The organism is Vibrio sp. 10N.261.54.A5 (assembly GCF_041471145.1).
In the GTDB taxonomy this organism is placed as follows: Bacteria; Pseudomonadota; Gammaproteobacteria; order Enterobacterales; family Vibrionaceae; genus Vibrio; species Vibrio crassostreae_C.
Map to the genome: position 1 here is coordinate 36068 of NZ_JBFRNU010000036.1, position 20757 is coordinate 56824.

Consider the following 20757-nt stretch of genomic DNA (forward strand, 5'->3'; position numbering starts at 1 on the left):
ATCGCAATTGTGATGGCGGCTAGCCCAATGAGCGGCGTTGTTTACGGCGCTAACTTTGAAGGCCCAGATTCTGTTGAAAATACAATTGCAGAGCAGAAAGCACAAAAGAAATCTTGGAGGGAGTCATTAGCTGAGGATGGTTTTACATTTGGTGCAGATTACTTTGCTTTGGGGCTGACCTCAGGAGATGGGGTTGGCGGCGATAGCGTTGATGCATCGTCGGGTGTGGCTCGATTATACGGTTCATGGCATCTATTAGGTAAGGACACACAGAACTCAGGTAGCCTGGTTTGGAAGGTGGAACATAGGCATGCCTATGGTGATACTGCGCCAAAAGACTATTCATTCGGCCCGCTTGGCTATGTTGGTGCAATTGGCCCTGCATACAGTGACCAAGGGTTTCGTGTTACGGACTTAAACTGGAAGCAAAAAATCAATGATGGCAAAGGGACTATTGTTGTCGGTTGGCAGGATGTAACGAACTATGCGGATGTTTACGCTCTAGCAAGCCCGTGGTCTGGCTTTACTAACTTGGCATTCTCGACAGGCTCCGGTGCGATGGGCTTGCCGGATGACGGTGTATTGGCCCTTTCTGCCGGTCATATGCTAGGCGAAAACTTTTATGTGGTCGGTGGTATCGCTGATGCAAATGGTCAGTCAGATGATATTTTTGATGGCTTTGATAGCGCTTTTGGTAGTGATGCGTCTTACTTTACAACACTTGAATTAGGTTGGACGGCTTCACAAGAACTGATTTATACCGATAACTTCCATGTGACGTTCTGGGACTTTGGTGACGATACTCGCCACAGTAATAGCCTTGCTGCGGAAGGTGGCTCGGGCGTTAACTTCTCATGGAGTCAGTTCATGACTGATCAAGTTATGCCGTTTGTACGTGGTGGTTTCTCTGAAGGGGACGTTGCCCTTTACGATAAATCGATTTCTGTTGGTATGGGTTACTTTGGATTAGGAAAACCAACCAACAATTTAGGCGTGGCACTTAATTGGTCAGAAGTGAATGGTGATTCTTTTGCAGCTGATGCGAAAGCAATAAGTGGTAATACAGAGCAATGGACGGCTGAAATTTACTACAACATGCAACTCAACGATTTCATCCAAGTGACACCTGATATTCAATACATTAAAGATCCTGCGTTCTCCAATGAAAGTAGCGCTTGGGTGTTTGGTGTTAGAGCGAGAGTCTTTATCTAACTTCTCTGTTTGTTAATCGCTGAAACGTAAAGAATAGATGTAAAAAGTGAGCCTGTTCGGCTCACTTTTTTTGTCTTAGGTCTGTATCAAAAGCGGCTATGCTTTTTCGGCTTTGGGCGTGTCATCGAGTGCGAAGTAGATCTTTGAAACAATAATCTCTGCGACCAAAATAGTGAATACCACAGCGAAGAACGCTACGACACCATTCCATGGGCCTGTAAAGTCTACCTTGTCGCCAAACAAGATATTGATGGCTTCCAACATTACAAACTTAGAACCTACTAAGATGACGTAACTGGATAAACCACGATAAATCTTAGGCGCAGTGCCGGGTTTAGACTTGAAGTAATCTGCGAGCTTATGCTCTAAGCCAATAGACAGTTTGAGCAGGAGTTGTAGCAGAATCGCAGCTGCAAATGAGATGGTGAAAGACTCGATATTGACGAAGTCCCAGTATTCATCAAAAAAATTAAGAACGGTTAAATCGACGAGTACCGCAAGCGTGTATCCGACAAAGAGTCGTTGGGGCGTATTAAATCCATATACTTTTTCTATATTGCTCATCTACTTCTTCCTGAGTAAAGTGTTATAAAAAACTTAGGAGTTAATCTTATAATTTTCAAACGCTTATTGTTTTATATGCGAAACAGGTCTTAAAGTCAGTTTGGCGCATTATGGTAAGTAAGGGTTTTAAGAATGATCCAAGATAAGACTCCAATTTAGACAGAGGCGCATATGATTATTCATTTTAGAATCCAAGACGTAGAAGAACTTTGGGGAGCCATCGATTTAGCAACGCTCTTGCAGTTGGAACTGAGAGCAGTATCAACCACACCGTTAACTCTCTGATTGAATTAGTTAAGTTACCAATTACACTTGAAGCATAAGTTTGAATGGAGTCAACTTAATGCTTTCACCCCTATCGCACTATCCCCGTTATATTATTCTGCTCTTAATGGGCCTCAGTTCTTCCTCGGCCTATGCATCCAATGAATTGATTCAGAACCGCTTAGAGAAGATATTTTCTGTGTCAATTGCGCTGACTGACAGCGATGCCATTTCAATTGGCTTTGTGGATTTTGATCCTAATTCGTTTATCAATTTAAACGACAGTGGTTTTGGCTCCGATAAAACCATCGATACTCGAAGCCAAGTGAGTGTGGGCTCCATCCCTTACTCTTCCGTGATTAAAACGGATGACCCTGACTTTGACCTTATTTGGTCTGTGCGAGGGTCTTATGCGCTTTCTGAACAGGATATTGAGATCTCATCAGATGTGACTCCTGACCGTCGTGTTAACCCAAATGAAGACTCGGTATTGGGCCTGTATGGCTTTTTCGGAGGGCAAAACCATTTAAACCAACATTGGTCTATCGCCTATGGATTAGGCACTCACTTGCTCTATTACCGCAATAAATACGAATACAACAACAGCTACTCTCAAGCATTTCAATCTCAGCTAGACGGTTACGCGTTGAATACATCAGCATGGGCGCTTGTTGCAGAACCTTCAGTCAAACTTCAATACTTGCAACCAAAGGAGTGGGGCAGTTGGAATGTGTCTTCAAGAGTTCGTTACTTTTATGGAACAGGCTGGGGCGAAGCGAACGATGGCGATATCGGTAACCCAGAAGGGATGCGATTCATTAATGAACTAGAGTTTAGGCAAAATGTAGCGCTCGATGCTTGGTCGCTTAATAACCCTCAAATCCACTATAACTTAACAAGAATCGATGTCGCGGGTGATTTGACTGCTCCTTTAGATACGCACTATTACTATGAATTCGGGGCCGGATTAGTATTTGATGTGCCTTACGATTCTTACTTTTTTGACAACTTCGGGATTGGAATTAACTTCAATTATGGCAGCTCACTCAGTGGCGGTAGCTTGCTATTCTTACTCAATAATTAGCATAAGTTGTTGATCTTAATGGTACTCATATAATTTGAATTTGTATGTGTCGTAAAATGGTAAATATCTTAGTGAAAACTTAGCCATCATAGTCATTCGCCCATCACTAGAGCAGACTATGAATAAGTTAAGTTTGGACCGAAAAATGCCGCTATACGTGGTGTCTACACTTGCCCTTAATATGGCAGTTAGCTTGTGGTTATTGAGTATGGCTTCTTCGGCAGTCATGGCTTTTTCTGTGTGCGCGTTGTTTTTGCTCAGCACCCTCATTACTGCACGCCTATATCGACATGAAATGGCTCAAAGCAAGAATAGCTTGTCTGAAGCGATCATTGATGGCGTCGCTGGCTTTATCATCCTCGATAGTCAATTGAGGGTAATACAAGTTAATCAACAATTCTCTAGAGTTTCAGGTTATGCCTTTAATCAAGTCGAGTCTCGCCCGATTTCTGATCTCTGTTTTATGAATAACAGCAGTTTAATATCGACCATTACTCGCTCACTCAAGGAAAACCAGAGATGGAAGGGTGAGTTGAGTGGAGTCAGTCGACTTGGTGAACATTTTACTGTGAATGTGGTTGTCGAAAAGTTAGTTGAAATACTGTCGCACAATAATAAATATGTGGTGACCTTTACGGATATTAGTCGACGCAAAGTATTAGAACGTCGATTAAGAATGTTGGTGGACACAGATTCTCTCACAGGGTGCTGGAACCGCCGCCGTTTTGATAAAGATCTTAATCATTATTCAAACTTAGCGGAGCGTTATGGTTACACGCACTCTTGTTTGGCGTTGATCGATTTAGATCATTTCAAGGCCATCAATGATAATCATGGTCATGACCAAGGTGATTCAGCGCTGAAAGAGGTCGCTGAACTGTTGAGAAATAACAGTCGAGACACCGACATCGTCGCGCGAGTAGGCGGCGAGGAGTTCGCGATCTTGATGCCCGAAACCAATTTAGCAGAAGCGTTTGAGGCGATGTATCGATTGAAAGAAGTGATAACCAAAGGGACTACATTGAACCTGACCGTGAGCAGTGGTGTGTCTGAAATACAGGCGCAAGCCGAAGCGACCTATCGCAGTGCAGATAAGGCACTTTACCGCGCTAAAGGTAACGGGCGAAATAGAGTGTGTAGCTCTAGCCCAGGCTGTGCTACTCCAATTGCCCTTGGTTAGATGTAGGCCGTGCTTGGTTAATCAATCGAGCGAAGCCTAAGCCGAGATTGAGCGTTGGTAAATCTTCGGCGTAAGGCCAGACACACGCTTAAATGCACGAGAAAAATGAGAGATGTTGGTGTAACCGAGCTGGCTAGAAATGTAGGTCAGCGTGTGGCCTTCTTCCATCAATTCGCAAGCTACCGAAAACATCAGGTTCTCTTTGATTTTTCGATAAGTGGTGTTTTCGTTCTTGAGTTTGCGTTGGAACGTTCGCACCGAAAAGTTGAGTAGCTCAGCGGCTTCTTCAAGAGAGAGATCTTGTTCTTTCATGTACGGCTTTAGAAGCTCATAAACGCTATCGGTAAAGCTGGTATGCCACTCAATAAGTGTCGGTTTAGCACTGAGTTCTTTAGAGGTTAGGCGAATTGGGAGTTGTAATATTTCTTCAGGAATAAGTACAGCCGTCGACGATTGATCAACAAACAGTTGGCAGCTACTTGGCACCAGTGTTTTGACGACATCGATGTCATGTCCTTGCAGACGCACCTTATTAGGTAACCATGGCGATTGGGATAAAATAGTTATTAATTCAATGATATACGTAATAGCAAAAGCTTCTCCCCATTGAAACATAGGGGAATTGTCTTCCGGGGCAGTACGGCAAAACCAGCTCTGACCGTGTTCTTGAATAAACTCGACTTTGCTGCCTGGGGAGTCGTAGGCAAAGATTGAATTGATCTGTTTTAGTGCATCACCAATGGTTTCGAATTCGGTAAATTGATGCAAGACATTTGGGATGATTCGACGTCGAAATGCGAGTCCAAGAATATCGGTGAACCGAGATACGCCGAGTTGTGCCGATGTAAGATAAATCAAACGCTTAATGGATTCCGATGGCACAAAATCACTTTCTGATTCGATAAGGTCGGGTGGTAAACCGGAATCTTTCAGCAACAGATGTAAATCAAGACCATAGTCAGAAAAAACCTGAACCAGAATTTTAGCGTAGTTCGTTTGAATTACCGGGACTTGGTAGTGACTAGAGGTCATTGGAATACAATCCTGTATATATTGTTGCATTATTAGACGTGCATATCATTTGCAACGTTTTGTTTACTAAATCTAACCCTATTTACTTGAGTTTTCCATCGCTGGGTTTATTTTTAAAGTATTAATTTTGTTGATGTTAGTTATCTAGAAGGGAGTCCCATGTCAGAAGTCAAAGGGAATAAGCAAGAAGCCAATGAAGAAGTTGGCCAGCAAGAAAATGGAAAAGACAAAGTAAGAAAGGTCACAAACTACCTATTGTTGTTTGTTGCATTCATGTTGATCTTCAGTGTCATTTCAGACCGAATCATCCCTATTACTGATAATGCTCGTGTAAAAGGTTATATCGTTCCAATCAAGCCAGAGGTGTCGGGTAAAGTACTCGATATACTGGTTCAACCTAACCAACTGGTTAATCAAGGCGACAAGTTAGCCATTTTAGATGAGTCTGATTACAAAATTGCAGTACAACAAGCCGAGCAAAATTTAGAGATTGCAGGCCAAAATGTCGGTGCTCAAACCGCGAGCATTGCTTCAGCTCAAGCGAAACTCACTTCAGCGATTGTTGAAAGACAAAACACCAAACTGCAAGCCAAGCGTGTTTTAGAGATGGCAGACAAAGGTGTGGTTTCTAAATCAGATGCAGATAAAGCGCGAGCATCATTAGCGACCTCTCGAGCAGCTGTTGTGAATGCAGAGGCTGATCTTGAAGGTGCGAAGCAACAAATGGGCAAAGAAGGCCAAGAAAATAGCCAAGTGAAAGCGGCGTTGCTGGCACTTGAACAAGCTCAATTGAACCTAGAGCGCACCGTGATTACCGCGCCGACACAAGGTGGTGTTTCTAACTTTAGCCTGTCTGAAGGGTTTTATGCATCGGCAGGGCAAGCAATCATGACCTTTGTTTCAACCGAAGATATTTGGATTGAAGCTTATTATCGAGAGAACAGCCTAGGTAATGTAACGGTCGGTGATGAAGTTGAAGTGGCGTTAGATTTCGCACCGGGCAAAGTGGTTAAAGGGCGCGTAAGTAGTATCGATTGGGGTGTTGATTGGGGGCAAAATGACCAAGCAGGTAAGCTTGCTCAAGCTAGCCAACAAACGGGTTGGTTGCGCCAAACACAGATGCTTCCTATCACCATTGAATTTGATAATGAAGAAGTGACAGGCATGCTCCGAGTGGGTGGCCAAGCGGATGTGATTGTTTATAGCGGTGACAACTTTGTGTTCAACGCGATAGGCAAAGTATGGATTCGTCTGATTAGCGTATTGTCTTATGTCCGATAAGCCGATTCCTGACCAACAAACACAGCAACGGATCCTGCGATTTACGGTCGGGGTCACGTTGGCTGTTTTCTTGGCGGCGTGGATAAACTGGCCGCTTGCGTTTGTGGCGCCAGTGTTCACAGCTAAGTTCTTAATTGATAAACCAAATCTCCATAAAGAAACGGTCTACGAATTGCTCTTGGCCGTTGTGGTGACAATGGGGTTAGGTTTATTACTGTCGCGAGGAATTACCCATTATCCAATCCCATTGCTGATTTTAGTGGGGTTAATGATGCTGTGGGGTTACTACTTGTTTGTCGACCCAAAATGGAACCTGTTTGCCACCATACTGTTGATTGCGGTTTTGATGTTGCCATTCATGGCGATTGATAACCCCGGCGTGTCAGTAATGCTGGCCTCTGGCTTAGCGACCTCTGGTGTGGTTTCAGTCATGCTTTTTGCGTTAGTGCATGTATTTTTCCCTGAGCCAAAATCGGCGTTCTCAGGCTTCGCTGCTGCGCCACTCGAAAAGAAACAGCGTTGGTATGCGGCCTTTAGGGCGATGATTATCTCCTATCCTGTGGTGTGTTTTTTCTTTATTTTTCAAATATCTGAAGCTTTACTGACAATGATGTTCATTGCGTTGTTATCGTTGATGATTACGTCAGAGAAGTCGATAAAGTTGAGCGCTTTTTTGGTGATAAGTAACGGTATCGGGGGATTGCTGGCGATTGCTGCTTTTTCAATTCTTTCTATAGTACCCAACATTGTCTTCTATTCTTTGTTTATAGGACTTATTGCCATTCTTATGGCTACCAAGATCTACACGGTTCCCGAAAAAGCACATATTTTCGCCACTGCATTTAGTACGTTGCTCGTACTGGTTGGTAGCACGTTGATGAGCTCCGGTGACATCGATAGCAACACTCTTATACGCATATTCCAATTAGTGTTAATTGGCATATATATGATTTTGGCTTCTCTATTCCTAGAAACACGGAATTGGAAGTTTCTACAAAATCAGCCTTAATTTTGTCTAACAAGGACGTCTCATGAAGTTAACCGATGATTTTTCAAAACAGGCGATAGACGCTGCCATCAAGATCGCAGCGATTGCCATGCTCGTGTATTGGTGTTTTTCGATTTTGCGCCCATTCATTCTTCTGGTGATATGGGGTGCGATCATTGCGACTGCGTTGTATCCAGTGGCGGTCGCAATTTCAAATAAAACCGGGATGTCGAAAGGTAAAGCCAGTGCATTGCTGAGCTTTATTGGTGTGATTCTTCTATTTATTCCTTTGGCGGCGCTTTCTTCTGGTATCTACACCAGCGCGACTGACCTGATGACAGGGCTTCAAGATGGCACATTGTCATTGCCTAAACCGAAAGAGTCCTTACAAGATATTCCATTCATAGGTGAGAAGGTTTATTCAACCTTGGTTGCCGCCTCCAACAATATTGAAGGCACTTTCATAAAGTATGCGGATGAACTTAAACAGTTTGCGACGAAAGCGGCTTCTGTTCTTGGCTCGTTAGGTGGCGGCTTTATTCAGTTCATCATCTCTACCATCATTGCGGGTGCATTCATGAGTAATGCCGATAAATGCAAAACCGGCGTGACTCACTTAGTGGCGCGTTTAACGGGCGGTAAAGGTGAAGAGTTGGTAGAGCTCTCTAAATCGACCGTGCGAAGCGTTGTGCAAGGTGTGATTGGTGTGGCTGTGATTCAATCCATGATGTCGGCAATCGGTTTGGTGATTGCAGGCGTTCCAGCAGCTGCGTTTTGGGCGCTAGCTGTGCTGCTCATTGCGATAATCCAACTTCCACCGATTCTCGCTCTATTACCGGCGATTATCTACATGTTCAGCGTTGAATCGACACTGGCGGCGAGCTTGTTCTTAGTGTGGTGTATTTTGGTGAGCGGCAGTGACGCTATCTTAAAGCCAGTATTGCTGAGCCGTGGCTCTCACATTCCAATGTTGGTAATTCTATTGGGTGCACTGGGCGGAATGGCGATGTCAGGCATCGTCGGTCTGTTTGTCGGTGCTGTGATACTGAGTTTAAGCTATGAGCTGATGATGGCGTGGCTTGGACTTGAAGAGAAAAACCAACAAGAAACTGAGAAAAAACCTGCAGAGGTCGAGGGAAAATAGATGAAGCCAGTCTCTAAAGACGACAACTTCTACTTCTTATTCTATGCACTGTTGGTGTTGTTTCTTGGTTGCGCGGTGATGCAGCAGTTTTATCCGCAAGGCCAGAAAACAATCCTATTTCTTATCATTATTACGTTGGCGAGTTCAATTGCCGGTATTCATAAAGAGCGAGCCTTGTATCGCTCTTGGTATGGGCTTTTATTGATTACGGCGCTCGTGTCTGGCGTGTTTTCATTTTTGGAAGGCTATAACCTGTCGATAGTGACGCTATCGGCGTTGGCTGTGTTCTTGTTTTCACACATTTACTCGGCGTTGAAGCAGGTGATGAAAGCCAAAACGGTGACACCCAATCACATCATCGGCTCCATCTGTATTTACTTGTTGCTAGGGTTTGCTTGGTCGACCATCTACTTGTTAATTTTAGAGATATTTCCTAATGCCTTTAACGGGTTAGAAGAGCAAGTCTGGCTGACGAACTTGTTTAATGCGATGTACTTTAGCTTTATCACCTTGACTACGGTTGGTTACGGCGACATATCACCAGCTCTGCCTATTGCTCAATTCTTTGTGTTTATGGAATCCATTATCGGCAGCTTTTACTTAGCTATCATGGTGGCGAGTTTGGTGAGCATTCGACTTGCACAGTCTCAGTCCCAATAGAGCATTTACAAATAATAGAGCACATACAAACAAGCCCGGCAATCGCCGGGCTTGTTCTATTTTATGAGCTCAAAAGTCTCTTTAAGTTTGAACTCTGTGTGGGCGATGAACCTTAAGCTTCAGTGCCTTGAATCTTCTCTAATTCAGCGATAGTTGTTTGCGATACAAGCTGACCATCCATGTAATAGGTAACGTTTTGACCGTCTTTGATGCCCGTTAGAGTCGCTGTTTCACCAGATGTATAGACGATGTCCATTTGAATCGTGTTTTCGTCGATCTTAATCATCTCACCCGTTTCAATGGTGCGATTGTTAGAAATTGGGCCGACAGGGGCTTCTTTCAGGCTTGGGTCCAGCTCATCGTTCACTTTGAAGTGCGTGTCTGTTTTTGTATCAAATACGTGTGGTGAACCGCTGATAGGGTTTTTACCTGTCCAGAATTCAAGTGAGTTGAATACCACATAGTCTGCTGCGGTAGTAATACCGTATACAGGCGCTAATAAGAAGTTTACACCTGCACGGGCATAGCGGTTATCGACAACTTCAACGTTAAATTTCATCACTTTCCCTGTTACGGCGTTGCTGCCGATACAACCAGTTAGCGCAGAAGCCAAAACCGTTAGTCCTACAATTTTAAGTGCAATCTTTTTCATTTTAGTACCTGTATAAGTTAGAAGTCTGTTTCGTTGGAACAGGTGTAGTATGGTTTTTATTCGATGGTCAGTTTTACCATTTAGCGCCACTGACAATATAAAATGTCCTCGGGTTTTTGCCATAAAGCTAGGTATAAAACTGGGCACAAAAAAAGCGCGACCTAATAGGGCGCGCTTTTGGGTATTTGGATAAGTCGTAATGAAAACAACGACTCCAATATAGAATTACTTCATCACATAAGAATAGGCCGATACGACAAGCCAACGGAAAAATCGAAATAAAAGGGTCGAGGCTCTAAAGGCAAACTTAGCGACTGATACCATTGCTTCTGCACCAATACTCACGCACTTATGCAAATCGGATTCTTTGTATTCTGAATAGGTCATGTGTTTTCTCACTTCTGGCTGTTATCTTTCATATGTAAGTAACGACTCCTGTCTGGCGATATACCCTGAGCGCGTAATGTACGAACTTTCCCCGAATGAGATTTACCATTTCATGCCAAGTAGTGTGAAAACTAGTCAAAAGATAACGAGTTGAGAGAAATTAAGTACGTACCTAGGTGTAACTGAGCAAGTTACCGAAAAAGCGAGGGTAATAGTGGTATGATCCCGGGCTCAGCACCATAAGTGATAAAGAATAGGAAACCAAATGACTCACCTTACCGAACAGCAAGAAGCCGCAATGGCGACGTTTAAAGAAAACTTACACCTGCCAAATGGTGGTTTTCATAAACTGATTATCGAGCTAAGTAAGGAATATCAACTGCCTTTCCAAAAGGTGCGTGCGGTTTTAAAGAAAGCTCAAAAAGATGTGGAACGACAGATACGAGAAGACTTTATCAACGTTGATGACACAGTACTGAGCCAAGCGAACTGGATAAATATCATTAAGTCGAAACTTGTTGAGTTAGCGGAAGAAAACCAAACGGTTATGGATAAGCTGCAACAAAACCTGAAGTATCAAAAAGTGTTGTCGGCAACCGAGGGTTCAATCGCAAGTGAAGACGAACGTGACGAGTTGATTGAAGAGTTGATTCAAGCTTATGAGAAAGAGGTATTCAAACCTTTACTGGCGATGCTGCATACAACAAAGCTGTATTGGAAGTTAATGCTGGTGGATGAGACATGTAAGATGAATGAAGAGAATCGTGAGAAATTCAGTGATTACCCTCAACACATGCAAGCTGCAGAACACTTATATACTCTTGATCAGAAGTTAAGGTCGATGCCGTTAACTTATTAGTCCATGAATGCACTGATAATGACTCAATGGTGATTTAGAGTTTGATATAAGTTGGTTTCAATAGAAGTACGATAACCTAGCTAGCGTTAGCCGCGTGTGAAATGCAAAAAGGGCTAGGTTTCAGATCTGTTTTACTTCTACTCTATTTTGTTCTGCTAGAGCGAATTGAGGGTGACATCTTTTACATCTTTGGGACTAGATGGTGTTTCTTTTGTAGCCTTTGGGAAATGCTATAGGAGTGTGAAATGTCCTAGGGTGTTTCCGTTGCCTGAAACGATAGTTCCGATGCTTTCTCGTTCATTAAATTCAAAGTCGATGAGATAGCTGTGATGTTGTAGCTTGGGCAATATGTGGCGGTGGAGTATATCGCTATTGAGCTGTCGAATCTCGGTGACCCATGAAATCTCTTCTTTGTGTAAATCTATTTTAATCTTGAGCATTTATTACCTTTTAGTTTATTGACTGTTTTTTCGCGTGATAGTTGGTACCAATGGGTTTGTCGTGTTGTTCTGCGTGACATAACTGTGCCTTGTGTTTATTACATTTGTATTTAAGTGCTCGATCTATTCTGACTTCGCTGACAAAAGAGCAAATGACGATAGATCGGTAGTAGGATCGAATTTAAAAGCTATTGAATGACTATCTGGGTGAAAGCTGACGCAGAGATGGTGTAACGAGGGAATCGAGAACTGTCTATGTGGAACTTGGACTTACTTTAGCATTAACAGCTCTATAGATTAGAGCCAGGTGGCGAACTATACGCCTAGTTTTCAAAATTACAACCCTATTTTCAATTAAATTCAAAAATATTTTTGGGTGATTTACCATCGGTTACTGAAGGTTAAATGAGCGAAGGTCAGGGATTTGACCATGATATCTGACTGAGTCTTGGCTTTTCAGCTGTTCGTATTCGTTGTCATTAGTGGGTTTAATTGATCAGCTAATTTGGTGATGATTAAGTCTCTGTTGTATATGATCTTTACATTGTAAATTACAATCCATGATTTTGGGGTTCAGCGTTGTAATTACAGGGTTTTTGGGTGCTTTCCCCATCTGTTTTTTTCTTCAGGTTGATGAGTATTTTCCTCTTCGCGTCTTTTTGATATTTCTGATTCCTAATACCTCTCCTGACTACGCAAAATATGAATACTCACTTTTACATTTCTGAATAATAAAGTTGTTGTATCGCCAATTTAGTGCAAATATAATTGATAATAGTTCTCACTTGCGTTACAAGTTTGTTGTCAATCCAATGACAGACTTTAAATTATCGTTATTTAGCAGTTGTGTACGCCCCATGCTCGTCTATGAGTAATGTGACTTTCATTGTCATGAGTGGTGGTTTGTATCAATGGCAAAGGAAGAAACATGAAGAAAACAATCAATTCAGTTCGCCAGTTATTGAGCGGGCTTGCCATCGTTCTAGCATCATCATTCATGATGACCGCGCATGCGGAAACCGTCACCATTGAGCATGTGAAAGGCACAGCGCAGTTTACTGAAGTACCACAGCGAGTGGTGGTTCTAGGTCACGGTAGCTTAGACGTGCTCGATAAAATTGGTGTACAGCCAGTTGGCGCGCCTCATAGCTTGCTGCCTGATTACCTAGCTTCGTACAAAGATACGACGGCAAATACAGGCTCTTTAAGCGAACCTGATTTTGAAGCTATCTACATGTTGAAGCCTGACATCATCATCGCGGAAAACCGCATGCTTAAGGTTTACGACAAACTGGCACAAATTGCTCCTACTGTCATGTTTTCTATTGAAGGCGACAAGTACTGGGCTGATGCTCAGCAAAACTGGCGTGTGCTAGGCGACATCTTTGGTAAGCAAGCTGAAGTCGAAGCGATCATTAAAGAGACTCAAGCTTCTATCACAGCGGTAAACGACAAAGTAGCGTCTGACGAAACTTCAGCAATGATGCTAATGAACAACGGTAACAACATTGCGATGTTCAACAAAGGCAGCCGTTTCTCAATCATCTTTGATGACTTTGGTTTCGTGGAATCAAAGAGTGCAACCGTGGCTCCGATTAAAGGAACACACGGCAACCTAATCTCTTTTGAATACATAGCTGATGCAAAACCTGAAGTGCTTTACGTGCTTGACCGCGAAAAAGCGATTGGTAAATCAGAAGGACGCGCACAACAACTGTTTGATAACCCACTGGTTGCGGCAACACCTGCAGCGCAGCACGGCAATATCGTTTACCTTGATTCAAGTGCTTGGTATTTGGCTGGTGGCGGTGTGACAGCGATTCATAGAATGCTTAGTGACATTGAACGTACGATTCAATAGTTACTAACCATCAGATTTTCGGGCTTATAAGAGTGTTCTTATAAGCCCTTTTTCACTTTTTTATACGGGCTACCCGAGACCTATCTTTAGTATTATTCCTATGTTGAAACCCATTGCAGCTGCTGTATTTCTTGTTGTGTTATGCGTTGCGTCATTGATGATTGGAGTCGCTGAAATCAGTTTTAGTGACTTCTTCAATGGCAACCAACACGCCAATTCTATTTATATTGTTAGTCGGATTCCTCGACTATTCGCGATCGTGCTTGCCGGAGCGGGATTGAGTGTTTCTGGCTTGATCATGCAGCAAATCGTACAGAACAAGTTTGCCGCGCCTTCGACGATGGGCACCATTGACTGTGCGATGTTGGGTTACATTGTCGGCATTCTAGTGCTAGGCAATGCTGCGCAATGGAGCTACTTAGGCTTTATCTTCGCGTTTGCAGTGTTTGGCACCATGCTATTGGTTCGCTTCCTACAACACCTCAAGTTTAAGAACGCGGTATTGGTGCCTTTGATTGGCATTATGTATGGCAACGTTGTTTCGTCTCTAACAACCTTTATTGCTTATAAGTACGACTTAGTACAAACCATGTCGGCATGGACTATGGCGAACTTTGCGAGCGTGTTGCAGGGCAGCTATGAAATCCTTTATCTCGCGGTGCCTGCTTGTGTATTAGCTTACTATTTCGCGAGCCAGTTCAGTGCGGCGAGCATCGGTGAGAGCTTCGCGAAAAACATCGGTTTGAATTATCAGAAGATCGTCTTCATTGGTGTTGCGTTAGTGGCTATCAGTGCCTCCTCTGTGGTGATGATCGTTGGTGTTATCCCATTCCTTGGCCTTATCGTGCCGAATATCGTGTCGCTGATGATGGGCGATAACATGAAGAAGATTCTGCCTTGGACTGCCTACTGGGGGGTGATCTTGGTGTTGGCTTGTGACCTGCTAGCTCGAATCGTCATCTTCCCTTATGAGATTCCAATCTCGATGGTAATCAGCATCTTTGGTGGCATGATTTTTATTTACCTAATCATGAGAGACAAGTCGAATGCGTGATTCAGTAAAAATTGCGATTCTGGCTATCGCGTCTTTGGGTATGACAGCGCTATTCATCGGGCAGGGGCTGACGTGGGATAACTACGAGTTCTTCTTGTCTCTGCGACTACCTAAACTACTGTCAATTGTGTTGGCGGCGGTGGCGATTTCTGCATCGTCATTGGTGTTCCAAACCATTACTAATAATCGAATTTTAACCCCATCCATCTTGGGCTTTGATAGCTTGTATATGCTGGTTCAAACGGTACTTCTGTTTGTGTTTGGCAGTACCAGTTTCTGGGTGATTGATTCAATCGCAAACTTTTCGATGTCTGTAACTGTGATGATCTTGTTCTCGTTTGCTTTGTTCCATTTCTACTTTAAGAGCAAGCGAAATAACGTTTTCACACTGCTTTTAATAGGCATCGTGTGTGGCAGCGTATTCTCGAGCTTAGCGAACTTCCTTGCGATGTTGATTGATCCCAATGAATTCGCGGTGCTGCAGAATGTGATGTTCGCAAGCTTCAATAATGTGAAAGGCGAACTGGTTTACCTCAGCCTTATTCCATTAGGTTTGAGCTTGCTTGGCCTTTGGTTGTTAGCGCCTAAGCTTGATGTACTTTGGCTTGGTGTTGATAACGCGACAAGCCTGGGTGTGAACACCAAGCGATTGACTCAGATTACCTTGGTGATTGTGTCAGTGATGGTCGCGGTGTCTACGGCTCTGGTTGGCCCTGTGCTGTTCTTTGGCTTGATCACCGTAAGCTTAGCTCGCCAGATATTCCGATCTTATCAGCATCGTGTGCTTATCATCGCAAGCAGCTTACTAGCGATCGTGCTATTGGTTTCTGGCCAATGGTTTATCGAAAAAGTGATGGCGTTTGAAACCACTGTGAGTGTGATTATTAACTTGGTCGGCGGTTTGTATTTTATGTTCTTGTTGTTACGCACCAGAATTCAGTAAAGGTAGTAAGTAGTGATTAAATTAACAGGTTTAAGTAAGAAGTATGGCAAGTCACTCGTGGTTGATGATGCCAGTGCTATGTTCCCGAAAGGCGAAGTGACTTCTATCATTGGCCCAAATGGTGCGGGTAAAAGTACACTGCTTTCAATGGCGAGCCGCTTAACAGACAGCGACGCGGGTGAAGTGGTCATTGGCGATAAGTTACTGGCTGAGTGGGATACCAAAGAGCTAGCGAAGCACCTTGCCGTGTTAAGACAATCAAATAACATCAACATGCGATTTACGATTCGTGAATTGGTCTGTTTTGGTCGTTTCCCACACTCTCAAGGTCGCTTGAAAGACGAAGATCATAAGATCGTCGATACAGCACTAGAACACCTTGGCATTATTGACATCCAAAACAAATACCTTGATGAGTTGAGTGGCGGTCAGCGTCAAATGGCGTTTATCGCGATGGTTGTGGCGCAAGATACGGATTATGTGTTCTTAGATGAGCCACTGAACAATCTTGATATTAAACACTCGGTCGAAATTATGCAGACGTTGCGTCGTTTAGCGCATGAGTTCAATAAAGCGGTCGTTATCGTGATTCATGACATCAACTTCGCTTCTTGTTACTCAGATAACATTGTTGCGATGAAGAAAGGCAAAGTGGTTAAGTCGGGTAAGGTTTCGGAAGTGGTTGAAAAATCAGTGATGGAGTCTATCTACGAGATCCCATTTGAGATTCGTGAGTTCGACGGTGTTCGAATCTGTATGTATTACTCAGGTCGTTAGGCTACTGAATAATCAAAGCTGTTTGTTTTCTAACTGTTCAATAAAAGAGCTCCCCTATGAGGAGCTCTTTTCGTTTCTCGTTGTAGGCGCTTTGTAGGTTTGTTTAGTTTTAGAAAACTCAATGAGTTGATCTATGTACATAGAGTCTGCGGAGTCAGATGTACGTATAACTGACTACAAATTATGAATTAAGTGTGCTGTTAATCAGTTATTAGCTCATATTCAAGCTTGGTAAGAATTGCAGGGGCGAGTGATTCTAAATCGACCGTCGTATACCCATAAAAGTTTGGCTTGATTTCACTACGTAGTTTAGTTAGAGAATCTTTTGTATTCTCTTCCATCATCAATTTGTCATTAAAATCAGCGAGTAACTTGAGTTGTTGCGCAGAGAGAGGGGATAGGTATTCGCTGTAACCACCGACAGAGCTGTATAACAGTTCATAGCGACCACCTTCTGCTTCTTCAATGTAATAATTCCCTGAACGCGCAATATTGGATATGGCAGCATGTTCTGTTGTCGAGTTAACGAAGTTGGTTTCCAAATAAGTGGCGCTGCCTGCGTGGTAGTTCACATCAGCGACAAACCCCGGTTTAGGGAAAATGAGAAAAGCATCTATTGTGTCGTTGGATGTTATTGCAGAAAGAATAAACTTACTGTCTTTGTAGTATTTTATCTGTACCTCACCATTCGACATCTTGGTATAAACCGGAGAGCCAAATGTCTCTTCTAAAATGCCACTGGAAGCACGAATATAGACTTTAGAAAGACGCTCGTTAGATGGAGCATCTGAAAAGTTAGAAATTAGGAGATCCCAACCTTTGCTTCCCATATCAATAGCATCGTTGAACTGACCACCTGCGATGATCAGCGCAATGATGGCAAGGATAGAGTTTGGTGTCTTCTCTCTCATTATTTCAAGAAAATCTTTTTGATCTTCATTGGGAGCTTGTTGAGTTAAAGACATGTCTTCTTCTAGTGCTGCTTTATCAACAGATGAAGGTAGAGCTTGTTCTGACATGATAAAACCTTATTCAGCAACAATTTGAGGTGCTCGTGCAACCACACGGGTACATAAATATTCTTCGACATCTTTTTCTACAGAAACGCTTTCTGTTACCCAGGTAAACTTCATTAGCTGGTTGGTTAGTTGTTTTGTGGTCGATTTAGCGGTTACGGTTGTAGTTACAACATTGTCTTTACGATCGGCTGTTACAATCTTCTTTTTCTCCGAGGTTCGATTTGTATCGAGCTCTTTTTGCACCATGGCTTCGAGAGACGCAGCTAGTGATGCTCTCGCCTCCATTGAAGCGATGTCCATATCAAGCGTCATATCTCCCATACTTTCAACGCAAGCAACACCCGCGATTAAGCCTTCAGGCAAATCAGATTGTGGGTTCATGCGCCAACTAGGAAATTCGGAGTTAGCGGCTGCTTGAAATGACAATGTAGTAATTGCAGCGATAATTAGAGTCTTTTTCATGTTTTATCCTTAAATCATATTCTTTTCGTAATTAACTTCTGCTTTACTTACTTTTTTCAAGTAGTTACGAGTTTCCGCAGCAGAATGCTTTTGTTGGATAGTTTGGAATACTTGTTGTGGTTGAAGCTGGTTAATATTCTTGATTGCAACTGAGCGTTTGCCACCGAAAATATGATAGATTGGCCCCATGCCTCCGTTGTAAGCCGCTGTTATGCAGTACTTTAAGCTCTCTTCATTGGTAACGCCTTTGAAGTAGCGAGATCGCAGTAAGTGCAAATAAGCGGTACCGACCTCAATATTTTTTTCGGGGTCGAATAAGTATTCTTTATTCAGTAACTGTTGTTCACCAAATAGGAAGTTTGTCGCATCTAGTCCTGCGGAACTTGGGACAATTTGCATCAGGCCAAAGGCAGGAACATGTGAGGTTGCTGTAGGATCGAAAGCGCTTTCTGTTTTGATGATAGACAGTATAAATTCAGGCTCAAGTTTGTATTTTTCTGCGTAAACTTCAACGGTATCAAAAAAGCGTTGTTCTTTACGATTAAGCCAACTTGGCGGAAAAGAAATAACGGCTTTGAGAACGGTATTGCCTTTACTGTCTTTGGCTTTGGTCACGGCCACATTTTCAAGAGCTTTGTCTAACTCTTGAGCCTGAACCTTTGGTGTTTCGGAAACGGGTAAGAATGTCTTATCACTGAGTTTCTCAACATTTGTTGCTTCAATCAGTTCAGAGGTATAAGCATCGGCTTGTTGGGCTTCGCCAATGGTCAGCTGAGATGTACGCACGATCTCTTCTTTGAGTTCTTCTACTGAGGTTGTTTCACCTGTAATAGTGGTGACTTGAATCGTATTTTTCTCGAAGTTAACTTCACGCTTTATTTGTAGAGAGGGGCTGTAGCTGACCCACTTAAATTGGTCGCTAAAGGTAGGATTATCCCAAGATTCTGAAACTTTGGTTTTAAACTTATCAAACTCTTGTTGAGCTTGTGCCACATATTGATCGAATTCGCAGTTCTTTTGTACTTTGTAAAGATCAAATTGGGCTTCACTGCAGAGTTTGTATTTTTCAAACTCATCTTTCGCTTCAAAAGGTTGATTGACAAAATGTTCGACGCTAGGGCAACTTTGTTCGGTAATTGAAAGTTCACACGCTTGCTGCAGCGTATCTGCAGACGCCCATCCACTAGAGATAAGTATCGCTAAAGGGGATAGCTGGCAAATTATTTTCTTCATATCTGTTCCTTGACCGAGGGGTTAACCTTTCTCTATCGAGAGTCGTTCCATGACAAAATCACAGTGCTCGAAATAGTTCAGGATCAACCCAAACCCTGGAGTGTCTGTTGATAAACGCGATTCATCCAATCGCTCAAATCGAGAGGTGTCTATTTTTGTAGGGCAGAGCAATGCGATATTGGTATCGTATGTCTCTTGTCCGTTGTTGAGCAGCGCTTCGATTCCGTCATACTGATTTCTATCTGGAAACTCGATAGAGGCGCCATCTGTGACTTGATGGTTTTCAACTAACACGCCGGTACTGCCATCTTCATAAACTTGAAACAAAGAGAGGTAACCCGCTTGATTTGAGTGGAGTTGAATAAAGTAATGGTCGCCAGCATTGAGTCGTCGCTTGGATGATTGAATATCTATACTTTCATCTGAATAGTTGAAAAATAGGTGGTTATACTTTGTTTCGGGTAGTATTAACTGGCCACTACTGCTAGAGAGCATCCAGCCCCCAGCAAACCGCTCGATATCTATATGCGGTAGGCATTGGTGTTGTTCCACCCAATTTTTTAGCATGGTCGTTGTTGACCAGTATGGGTGTAATTCACGGTGACATTGTGATTTCTTTAACCAAGCAGAGAGCTTTTGTGCAAATGACTCGGGGTCATATTGGACTTGAACATAAAACTGGTTTTGCGATTTTTCACTGTTGATAATGGTGACGTTGTTTCGGAAAACTACATTGGATATGGATTCTTTATGAGAAGCCGCAGATGTTTTCAACTCGCCATTTTCGAAGGTTTTAGTACTAGTGATCTTACTGACTATTTGGTTTTCAACACCTTTAGCCAGATCATGATAAGCCGCGTCTTTGGCTTGTTGGTAAGTGTTGCCTTTGCCGAACCCATAGCTCAAAGTTGAGTCCAATGGTACTTCCCCGTACCAAGACGGGGAAGCGAAAGCACAAGCACTCGACAGTGAGATGATTAGCGCTAGGATTTTCATTAGTCTTCCGGTTGTGGTACAGGAGCTGAACGAAGGCTCCAACTATCATAAGGTTCACCTTTTGAATCATATCTTACAATAGAGATCATTTGTCCAGATTGGGCTGCACTTATCAAATCGTCGCCCCTAGCAATCCCATAATTAAGCGCAGAAGCGTTTTTTAGTACTTCTTTGAATCCATCAGCGTTGGCAGCTAATTCATTGTTTTTGAGGGTTCCACTCATTACTTGACCGCCGGCAGAGCCACCACTACTGTACCCGTTTGCTGTTTGAATACTCCATATTTGGCGGCCATCCGCCCCAACAGATGGTCCATCTACATACCAACTGCGACCCTTACTATCAGAGTAATGTCCTGATATCAGTTGATTTGCACTTGCAAAAGCAACTGATTTTATTGAACTCATATTTTTGAATATCAGGTTGCCATTTTTATCTGCTGCGAATTCTGCGCTCATATCGAAAAATTGAGTTGTTCCTGTATCTTTGTTGGTTACCGGAACTCGCAGCATGGTGATTTGATTCCCTGCGCCTTGGAAGTGAGCTCCTTGGAACGCGATATCTAGATTCGAGTTTTCTACGTCTGCAGCGAAGGCTGTTGATGAGATTAGAAGAGCTGATGTTGCTAAAAGTGTTTTCTTAAACATGGATATAAGCCTTAATCA

General features: G+C 43.0%; 22 protein-coding genes. 12 read left to right on the plus strand and 10 right to left on the minus strand.

What is annotated here, in order from left to right; genetic code table 11:
• Positions 1-12 precede the first annotated feature (12 nt).
• On the plus strand, positions 13-1212 hold the full coding sequence (locus tag AB4329_RS11685) for a carbohydrate porin (protein ID WP_136978332.1): 1200 nt from the start codon (positions 13-15) through the stop codon (positions 1210-1212).
• Positions 1213-1308: 96 nt separating this feature from the next.
• Here AB4329_RS11685 and AB4329_RS11690 read toward each other — a convergent pair whose 3' ends face one another.
• Positions 1309-1776, minus strand: coding sequence for a hypothetical protein (locus tag AB4329_RS11690; protein ID WP_004731619.1), 468 nt, complete (start codon positions 1774-1776; stop codon positions 1309-1311).
• Between the two features lie 343 nt (positions 1777-2119).
• On the opposite strand from AB4329_RS11690, the gene AB4329_RS11695 reads away from it, so the two are divergent.
• Both AB4329_RS11695 and AB4329_RS11700 read left to right on the plus strand, forming a co-directional pair.
• Entirely contained in the window at positions 2120-3124 is a 1005-nt protein-coding gene (locus tag AB4329_RS11695; protein WP_048606130.1) for a Solitary outer membrane autotransporter beta-barrel domain, read from the plus strand.
• A gap of 118 nt (positions 3125-3242) precedes the next feature.
• Positions 3243-4304 (plus strand): sensor domain-containing diguanylate cyclase, encoded by a 1062-nt coding sequence (locus tag AB4329_RS11700; RefSeq protein WP_102571613.1) that lies wholly within the window; start codon positions 3243-3245, stop codon positions 4302-4304.
• Between the two features lie 36 nt (positions 4305-4340).
• On the opposite strand, the gene AB4329_RS11705 is transcribed toward AB4329_RS11700, so the two are convergent.
• Entirely contained in the window at positions 4341-5336 is a 996-nt protein-coding gene (locus AB4329_RS11705) for an AraC family transcriptional regulator (protein WP_004731614.1), read from the minus strand.
• A 159-nt stretch (positions 5337-5495) separates the two neighbouring features.
• Here AB4329_RS11705 and AB4329_RS11710 point away from each other — a divergent pair, with 159 nt between their 5' ends.
• The 4 genes from AB4329_RS11710 to AB4329_RS11725 are packed head-to-tail and all read left to right on the plus strand — an operon-like array spanning position 5496 to position 9409.
• Positions 5496-6617, plus strand: a complete 1122-nt coding sequence (locus AB4329_RS11710) for an HlyD family secretion protein (RefSeq protein WP_136979931.1) — start codon at positions 5496-5498, stop codon at positions 6615-6617.
• Positions 6607-7626 carry a DUF2955 domain-containing protein gene (locus tag AB4329_RS11715; protein WP_372138372.1) on the plus strand — a complete coding sequence of 340 codons (1020 nt, stop codon included), beginning with the start codon at positions 6607-6609 and terminating at the stop codon, positions 7624-7626. The genes AB4329_RS11710 and AB4329_RS11715 overlap by 11 nt, the downstream gene beginning before the upstream one ends.
• Positions 7627-7648: 22 nt before the next feature.
• Positions 7649-8749, plus strand: coding sequence for an AI-2E family transporter (locus AB4329_RS11720; RefSeq protein ID WP_017068458.1), 1101 nt, complete (start codon positions 7649-7651; stop codon positions 8747-8749).
• Complete coding sequence (locus tag AB4329_RS11725) at positions 8750-9409, plus strand: potassium channel family protein (RefSeq protein WP_017061900.1); 660 nt, start codon at positions 8750-8752, stop codon at positions 9407-9409.
• 112 nt (positions 9410-9521) lie between these two features.
• Here the strand turns inward: AB4329_RS11725 and AB4329_RS11730 are convergent, their stop codons facing one another.
• Together AB4329_RS11730 and AB4329_RS11735 are read right to left on the minus strand one after the other, a co-directional pair.
• The gene (locus tag AB4329_RS11730; protein ID WP_017061899.1) at positions 9522-10061 is read right to left on the minus strand and encodes a DUF3332 domain-containing protein; all 540 of its coding nucleotides are present in this window, start codon (positions 10059-10061) and stop codon (positions 9522-9524) included.
• Between the two features lie 225 nt (positions 10062-10286).
• Positions 10287-10448 carry a hypothetical protein gene (locus tag AB4329_RS11735; protein WP_181359903.1) on the minus strand — a complete coding sequence of 54 codons (162 nt, stop codon included), beginning with the start codon at positions 10446-10448 and terminating at the stop codon, positions 10287-10289.
• 265 nt (positions 10449-10713) lie between these two features.
• Between AB4329_RS11735 and AB4329_RS11740 the strand changes: the two genes are divergently transcribed.
• The gene (locus tag AB4329_RS11740; protein ID WP_372126847.1) at positions 10714-11307 is read left to right on the plus strand and encodes a hypothetical protein; all 594 of its coding nucleotides are present in this window, start codon (positions 10714-10716) and stop codon (positions 11305-11307) included.
• A 230-nt stretch (positions 11308-11537) separates the two neighbouring features.
• Here AB4329_RS11740 and AB4329_RS11745 read toward each other — a convergent pair whose 3' ends face one another.
• Positions 11538-11747: a hypothetical protein gene (locus AB4329_RS11745; RefSeq protein WP_004731601.1), complete on the minus strand. Its 210-nt coding sequence runs from the start codon at positions 11745-11747 to the stop codon at positions 11538-11540.
• Between the two features lie 928 nt (positions 11748-12675).
• On the opposite strand from AB4329_RS11745, the gene AB4329_RS11750 reads away from it, so the two are divergent.
• The 4 genes from AB4329_RS11750 to AB4329_RS11765 all read left to right on the plus strand — a co-directional run bounded on the left by AB4329_RS11750 (position 12676) and on the right by AB4329_RS11765 (position 16382).
• Positions 12676-13608: a siderophore ABC transporter substrate-binding protein gene (locus tag AB4329_RS11750; protein WP_017061897.1), complete on the plus strand. Its 933-nt coding sequence runs from the start codon at positions 12676-12678 to the stop codon at positions 13606-13608.
• Between the two features lie 100 nt (positions 13609-13708).
• Positions 13709-14662, plus strand: coding sequence for an ABC transporter permease (locus AB4329_RS11755; RefSeq protein ID WP_102320323.1), 954 nt, complete (start codon positions 13709-13711; stop codon positions 14660-14662).
• The gene (locus tag AB4329_RS11760; RefSeq protein ID WP_017061895.1) at positions 14655-15605 is read left to right on the plus strand and encodes an iron chelate uptake ABC transporter family permease subunit; all 951 of its coding nucleotides are present in this window, start codon (positions 14655-14657) and stop codon (positions 15603-15605) included. Before AB4329_RS11755 ends, AB4329_RS11760 begins: the two co-directional genes overlap by 8 nt.
• 12 nt (positions 15606-15617) lie before the next feature.
• Entirely contained in the window at positions 15618-16382 is a 765-nt protein-coding gene (locus AB4329_RS11765) for an ABC transporter ATP-binding protein (protein ID WP_372138374.1), read from the plus strand.
• 200 nt (positions 16383-16582) lie between these two features.
• Here AB4329_RS11765 and AB4329_RS11770 read toward each other — a convergent pair whose 3' ends face one another.
• From AB4329_RS11770 to AB4329_RS11790, 5 genes are read right to left on the minus strand one after another with little or no spacing between them, the layout of a single operon-like run.
• Positions 16583-17401, minus strand: coding sequence for an ETEC_3214 domain-containing protein (locus tag AB4329_RS11770; protein ID WP_372138376.1), 819 nt, complete (start codon positions 17399-17401; stop codon positions 16583-16585).
• Positions 17402-17410: 9 nt separating this feature from the next.
• Positions 17411-17863 carry a hypothetical protein gene (locus tag AB4329_RS11775; RefSeq protein ID WP_136978263.1) on the minus strand — a complete coding sequence of 151 codons (453 nt, stop codon included), beginning with the start codon at positions 17861-17863 and terminating at the stop codon, positions 17411-17413.
• A gap of 9 nt (positions 17864-17872) precedes the next feature.
• On the minus strand, positions 17873-19096 hold the full coding sequence (locus tag AB4329_RS11780; protein WP_372138378.1) for a murein transglycosylase domain-containing protein: 1224 nt from the start codon (positions 19094-19096) through the stop codon (positions 17873-17875).
• Between the two features lie 21 nt (positions 19097-19117).
• Positions 19118-20092, minus strand: coding sequence for an LPP20 family lipoprotein (locus AB4329_RS11785; RefSeq protein WP_372138380.1), 975 nt, complete (start codon positions 20090-20092; stop codon positions 19118-19120).
• Positions 20092-20739 (minus strand): hypothetical protein, encoded by a 648-nt coding sequence (locus AB4329_RS11790; RefSeq protein WP_372138382.1) that lies wholly within the window; start codon positions 20737-20739, stop codon positions 20092-20094. Before AB4329_RS11790 ends, AB4329_RS11785 begins: the two co-directional genes overlap by 1 nt.
• Positions 20740-20757: the final 18 nt, after the last annotated feature.